General features: G+C 65.5%; 7 protein-coding genes. 1 reads left to right on the top strand and 6 read right to left on the bottom strand.

Features of this window, described 5'->3' with window-relative positions:
• Positions 1-157 precede the first annotated feature (157 nt).
• A complete protein-coding gene (locus tag A5790_RS15400; RefSeq protein ID WP_059100272.1) occupies positions 158-373 on the top strand; it encodes a hypothetical protein in 216 nt (71 codons plus the stop codon).
• Positions 374-595: 222 nt separating this feature from the next.
• Here A5790_RS15400 and A5790_RS15395 read toward each other — a convergent pair whose 3' ends face one another.
• From A5790_RS15395 to A5790_RS26020, 6 genes are all read right to left on the bottom strand, one after another.
• Positions 596-3,004, bottom strand: coding sequence for a hypothetical protein (locus A5790_RS15395; protein ID WP_064412504.1), 2,409 nt, complete (start codon positions 3,002-3,004; stop codon positions 596-598).
• Positions 3,004-3,537, bottom strand: a complete 534-nt coding sequence (locus A5790_RS15390) for a hypothetical protein (RefSeq protein WP_064412503.1) — start codon at positions 3,535-3,537, stop codon at positions 3,004-3,006. Before A5790_RS15390 ends, A5790_RS15395 begins: the two co-directional genes overlap by 1 nt.
• Before the next feature lie 274 nt (positions 3,538-3,811).
• Positions 3,812-4,489: a hypothetical protein gene (locus tag A5790_RS15385; RefSeq protein ID WP_066845767.1), complete on the bottom strand. Its 678-nt coding sequence runs from the start codon at positions 4,487-4,489 to the stop codon at positions 3,812-3,814.
• 53 nt (positions 4,490-4,542) lie between these two features.
• Complete coding sequence (locus A5790_RS15380; RefSeq protein WP_064412501.1) at positions 4,543-5,304, bottom strand: YfbU family protein; 762 nt, start codon at positions 5,302-5,304, stop codon at positions 4,543-4,545.
• A 114-nt stretch (positions 5,305-5,418) separates the two neighbouring features.
• Complete coding sequence (locus A5790_RS15375) at positions 5,419-5,886, bottom strand: GNAT family N-acetyltransferase (protein WP_064412500.1); 468 nt, start codon at positions 5,884-5,886, stop codon at positions 5,419-5,421.
• A gap of 84 nt (positions 5,887-5,970) precedes the next feature.
• Positions 5,971-6,135, bottom strand: a complete 165-nt coding sequence (locus A5790_RS26020) for a hypothetical protein (RefSeq protein WP_165595653.1) — start codon at positions 6,133-6,135, stop codon at positions 5,971-5,973.
• Between the last annotated feature and the right edge of the window lie 176 nt (positions 6,136-6,311).

The following is a 6,311-nucleotide window of genomic DNA, read 5'->3' as shown; positions in this document are numbered from 1 at the left end:
TGCTACCCGGCGTTCCGGTACCTACCGGGACGGGACTTCCACCCGCTAGCCTGATCCAGCTTGCTGGACGCACCATGTGGGATACGTTATGCAAGGCGTGCGGAACAGGGCTGATTTGAGGGGCGGGGGCCACTAGGCCGCCGCGAGAGTCGACGAGATGTACGGCGGTGTTGAACGCACGCGACATATCGTTGATGACATGGTGTCAAGTTCACCCGACCAATCCCGAGCGGTCGCAGGCCAGCCCGGCGAGATTAACGACGATCTCCTTAACGTGGCGTATGCGCGTTTGGCTGGCACATTCAACAGCGAAGTCGCTGACGCCGAGCGACGCACGGCGCGCGACATCCTCGTCAGCCGCCGCGAACTTTAGAAACTGCCCGTGCCCATGGAGGTTTGTAGGCAGGGTACGCAGCTTCGGTTTCGACAGCTTCGGTGCCACATACTCGGAGGCATGGCGTAGCTAGTGGCGTCTCTGCATTCACGGAGAAGCAGGGGTCAGCGCAGCGTTAGCGACGGGCTGTCCGGGCCAGCATCCCGTGCCGGCGCTCTAGCTCGACTCTCCAAGCTGCGCCGTCCGCACCATCTGGTGTCGTCATCCAGGGACCTCGTATTGGAGGTCCTCTTCGACGCTGACAAGGGCCTTGACGATCACGTCGCGCAGATGAGGGGCGTCGCCGGTCGCGGCGGCGGCGTAACACATGTCGGGTAGCGGCAGCGGGCGCCGGGACCACCCGCCGATGTGCTCGGCGGTACGCGCCACGAGCCAGTGCGCCCGGTACCGGGCCCGCTCCTGGAGGGTGTCGCCGGGATCGGCGGTGCAGCCGTTGACGAACGCCGGCCGATAGATCGCTGTGGTGGCGTTGAAGCTCTTGGCTTCGGCGTCGTAGTCCGCCCACTGCTGGACGGTTGGTTCGCGGTCAGCGCCCCTGGTCATCCAGACTTGGCGAATCGGGTCGGGGATGCCGTCGTCGACCGCCTGAGCCTGAGTGGTCGCCGAGTGCATCAACGATGCGCTCACCCCTGAGACGATGCGGTCTTGAAAGATCGGGTCGGCCTCCATGATGCGCAGCAACCGTGGGTACACGTCAGGCCACAGCACCGCGAGGCGGTGCTCGTGCATGCCGTCCAGGACCGGAGCGGGGATCTCGACGCCCTCTTGCCGCCATGGGTTGGTCTGGCGCGTGCACGAGGGCGGGTGTTCTGCCCCGGCATTCCGCAACACGTTCACCACGCCTGTCGTCGCGGCCGCGACCAGCCGCCATCCCGTCTCAGCGCGCAGCTGCGCATACTCGATCAGCACACGTGCCGGGTCCCCCCACCCGAACCAGAGTTGCCGAAAATGGTCGTCCACCAAAGGATCTGTGGACAGCACCCGCACGGAGCGGGGAACGAACACACCCGCCGGAATGTAACTCGCCCCGTCGTTGGACGTGATGACGGTATCCGTGCCGCTGGGTGAGCGGAAGACTCCTACCGCCCACTCAATCGGATACTCGACCGCTTGAGCCGCGTGCTGCAGCTTCCACGCCAACTCCTTGGCCGCTGCCGCGTCGGCCGACTCGCGGCGCTCCTGGGCGGCCGCTGTCTGGCCCGCGGCCACCACGCTGGCCGGGATCAGTGTCGGGCTCGCCGCCGCAACCGGTGACGGCGCGGCCGACGCCGCCGGGGCGTTCGTCGAGCCGACAGTGCCCGCTGGCACGGTCGGCGCCGCAGGCGGTGGAACGGGCCCGGCTGGCGGTCCCATTGAACCGGGCGGCAGCATCATCGGTGCACCCCCGCCGGTCCCCATACCCGCCGCGGTGGGCGCGGCGGTAGGGGCGGCCGGTGACGCATGCCCACCACCGGCCGACAGGGCCGGCGACGGACTCGCCGGTGCCGGCGGCGGCGCGGGCGGTATCCCGCCACCAATGCCCGCCGTCGCCGCCGCTCCATGATTGAACGCAGACAAAGGCGACGTGGCCCCCGCGCCCGAAGGCGATCCCGGAACCCCGCCAGCATTCGGCAATCGGCTTCCGGCGCCGGGCATTTGGCCTACGCCGCTACCCAGAGGATTAGAGCCCGCCCCCGGCATACCGCCACTTCCCAGAGCGCCGGGCATCTTCGGAAGCCCACCACCGGAACCCAATCCACCGCCGCCACTACCCAGACCACCCATCGACGGCGCACCGCCACCACCGAGCGGCGAGACCGCGGCCGACCGAGGCGCAGGAGCCATCCCCGGCGTCGCCTGAGTTACCGGTGGCCCCGCCGCCGAGACACTTTCATCCCCCGCCGCAGTGCGGCCCGTCTCCGCGCCAGTTCCTGGCGTCACCCCAGGCTGCGTGACGGCTGCGCCTTTTTGGTCGGTCGGGGCGTCGTCCACAGGCTCGGGTGCGTCGGCCCCGGCTTTCGGCTTTTCGGTGTAGCGGTAGGGACTTTCGTCCTGTTCAATACCGGGCGACGTGTGGTCCACCGGTTGCACCGGAGGCGCGGTGGGGACATCACCCCTTTTCGTCAGAAGATCTAGAGCCCTTACGTTTTCACTGCTTTTCTTGAACGACGTGTGCGCGGCCATCGCGGCCGTGACCCCCGCCTCGGTCTGATACCTGGCCATGCCGTGGTACTGAGCGACCAGCGCTTCGGCTTCGCCGGGCAGCTGCGCGGCGGCGATTTTAGGATCAGCCTCGCGGATCAGCTGCTCTTGACCGGCACGGATGTCACGCAACACGGTGGCGATATCGGCGCACTTGTTGGCGCACTTGTCGTGCCATTCGGCGATCGTCTTGGCCTCCTCGGCCAACACCGCACCCACCCGGTGAGCCTCATCGAAGCCCTGAGAATCGGCGGCATCGCGAAACTGTGCGTTGTCGGTGACGATCTTCTGGTAGATACCGTCCCACGCCGTCGCGCCCGCTCGATAGGTCTGCTCCTGGGCGTCCCAGTGCGCGGCATCAGGCGGCTCCATATCCGGTGTAACAATCAGCCGCCCATACGACCCCCCGGACCCTCTGACTGCAGGCATTAGCGCAACCCGCACTCGGACGTGATGACATCGACCAGATCGTTACCGCGTTTCTGTTCGCGATCGGCCTCGTCCCAGTGCCGCATGTTCAGCGCGTGCAACATGTTGATGTTGGCCGTCATCCAGTCGTGCAGCGGTATTGCTGTCGCAGCTGGTGTGGCAGAATCTGTCTGCGTACGAAGGTAAGAGACCGCAGTCATGCCAGTGCGCTTCTCGTTGGCCAGCGCTTCAACGCTTTCGGGGCTACTCCAGCTCTGTTCCAAGGCTTCGGCACTCGCCTTACTAGCTGAAGCTGTTGATCGTGCCGACCGCTCCCACGCAGCGCATGCAGTGGACTTCGCCGCCTTGACTTCGCTGGGGTCATGGGTGGCCGCCGGCGGGGGTGCCACCACGTTGACCGTGTGCTGCGCGGGTTCGACAGTGCGGGCCAGAGCGAGGCCGCTGGTCACCGCTGCACCAGCGGCGAGCGCCAGCGCTGTCGCCGCGACGGCCAGCCCCGTGCGGTGTGGCCGCCGCCGGTACCACGTCGTCATGACTCGACGGTATCGGGGGATGGTGACATCGAGCCACCACCACAGCTACATCGGCATCCCGAATGTGCCCAGCTCATGTTGCCTATAGGCAACATATAGCAATCAGGTCTTCCGCTCGGGGCTCCGTTTCGCGCGTTGTGACAGCGCTAACCTGGACATCCGCGGACCATGGGTGGCATACTTCGGACAGGAGCAAGGTACGGATTCTGCGGCTATGCCCCACGATCTGTCTGACCCCGGTTGATGGCTACGGCGCGCCGGGGTTGCTCTGCATTTAGGGGCAGTTCAGCACCCTGACGATGTGTTCGATCGGCTCCAGTAGGTCCTTCTCCTGATGCGTGATGCTGCGTCGGACCGCCGAGGACACCAGATCCGGAAGCCACAGCAGCTTTTCGTCCCGCGGAGAAACCTGCTTCAGTTGGCACTGACGGCAGATCACCTTCTCTGCCCGCAGCTCCTTGACGATCTTGGCATCGAAACTGCGCTCATGTTGCGTTTCCCGCTGCTCAAGCACCATCAGGTGAACCTCGCCGGCTAACGGCTGCGTCCCGGTGCACAGGCTGGCGGCGAGCTGCCCGAAGCATGCACGGCGCGCAGCGTCCCCACCGTCATCACCGAGCGGCATCCGACAGGAGACGATGCACACTTCGGTGCCGTTCTCGTCGCCCAGATACTCCGCCACCTCTACTGCCTGCTGGCGGCCGTCGCTGGTGAGAAGGCTTTCCGTCGTGTGCCAGTAACGATCGCCCACCACGTCAAGAAGGCCGTTGCGCAGCGGCGTCAATTGGTCGCGATGGGCGACTACAGCCGACATCAGGTAGAAGGTCCGCCGGTTGGCTCCCAGCTCGAAGCTTTCATCGAGGAACGCGACGTAGCCGCCAGGCGCACGCCGGTACGCATCGCCCAGCAGCGCCGCTGCGCCGCCCTGCTGCACCCACCCTTTACTGGCCACGGAAACACTGCATTTCGACGCCGGGACGGTTCCGGCCGGCCAGCCCAGCCGAGCTACCCACGGTGTGAGGGGTGGACTTGAGCCGCGGCGATCTGTTCGAGCTCCTCGGTGGACAGCAGGTAGTCGTCCCGGTGGAAACCTCGATCCCGAGAATCCTTGATGCGGCGGTACTCGGCGAGCATCCGCATGTAGGTACCAAGTGTCCCGTGGTGGGAGTTGCCACCGTCGTTGCGCTCCAGCTGGGGTCGCAGTTCAGTCCATCGATCGTCGCTCATCAGGAACTCGACGTAACTGGCCATGTGGCTTTCGAGCTTGTCTTGATAGTCGAAACCCTGGAATTCCAACTTGTACTCCAGGTCTTCGCTGACCGGCGTTCCCTTCTTCGCCAGCCGCGCGATGCTGAACGTGATCACGCGGAACATGTCGAGAATGTCGAGGACGCGATCGCAGTCGAGCTTGGACAACTCGGTCCGGAACCCCGCCACTGTCCTCCAGTACTCCCCGGTGAAGCCTTTCTCGATCACCTCTGCGCGCTGGAGCTGGTACGCCTCGTCTCCGTCTTCGCCGTCGGCATCTTCGGGCAGCACACGCGCCAGGATGCGGTGCAGCAACGACAGCACCTGGCGGTCGGCGATTCGCATCGTCTCCGGCGCCGGCTCACCGTCGTAGTCGTCCGATGGCCGGTAGTCGGGGGGGACGAGCACCTCTAGGAGGCGGTCGCGGACGTACTCGCTCAGCGTGAGCCCCTCGGCGTCGGCCAGGTCTTTGAGCTGGTCGCGGATCCGATCCTCGACACGGATGTTGATAACGGCCATGCGCGACCTCCTTTCTGTATGACGCAAGTATACAATACGTCATACAAGCATACAGAGAATGGAGGCTGCGGGGGCGGTGTCCCGGACGGAACGTGAGGTTGCCGCGGGTCGGGCCTACAGCGCAGTTCTTAGACCGTCGGGTGACTGGACGAACAACGTCCGATAGCCGCCGGCTGGGTGCTCGAACGACTTCCAGCCGAGCGAAGCCCAGAAGCGGTCGGCGCCCTCGCTGTAGGCGAAGAGTCTGCGGTCTGGGTGCCGTTCCATAAGGTTCCGCACCACCCGCCTGCCCACGCCGTGCCCGCGGGCCCCGATGGCTACCTCGATGAACTGGATCTCCAGACGCTCGTCTCCGAGCTCCGGCACATCCGCGTACTCCAGGTTGATGCCGCCGGGGTCGTCGAACTCGACCCTGGCGACCTCTATCCCTGTTTGATCGAGCACCTGGACGAACCACGGGTCCTCGCCGGGCTGTCGGTTCCACCAGTGGGGGTGCTCGTAAGTGACGTTCTCGGCGAACGGCGGCACCCACCATCGGTTGTCGCAGGGGCGGGGCCGCAGATCGACCAGTTCGAGAAGCACTCTGAACCTGTATCACGCGTCGGTCGACCACCACCGACGCCTCGGCACGCACGCACCGGTAGGCCCGGCTGGTGAGAGAGCGGTTCATGACCTTCTGTTCATGAGTGCCGAGATGATGTCGGCGACGGCGCGGCCGATTTCGGCGATGCCGGTAGTCGTGCCCGTCTTGTGGACGATGTATCCGACTAACACGTAGAACCCGACAAGGGCGATGGCGACGATGAGGACGGCGGCAGTCTGGTTGCTCACCGGTGGCTCCCTTCGGAGGTGTCGACCGGGCACCCCCTAGACGGGGAGCCCCTGGGGCCACGCCAGCAAGCGTGTCCTCTTCTTCTGGTTCGAGACAGCCCAAAACACAGGCCGGGCCGAAGAGTGCCAGCGCCGGGTGCAAACAGTTGAGGCCCGCTCCGGCGATTGGTGCTCAC

Source organism: Mycobacterium sp. 852002-51152_SCH6134967 (genome assembly GCF_001667105.1).
GTDB classification, from domain to species: domain Bacteria; phylum Actinomycetota; class Actinomycetes; order Mycobacteriales; family Mycobacteriaceae; genus Mycobacterium; species Mycobacterium neumannii_A.
The sequence above is the reverse complement of the archived record's forward strand: the minus strand, read 5'-3'. Positions and strand labels throughout refer to the sequence as shown.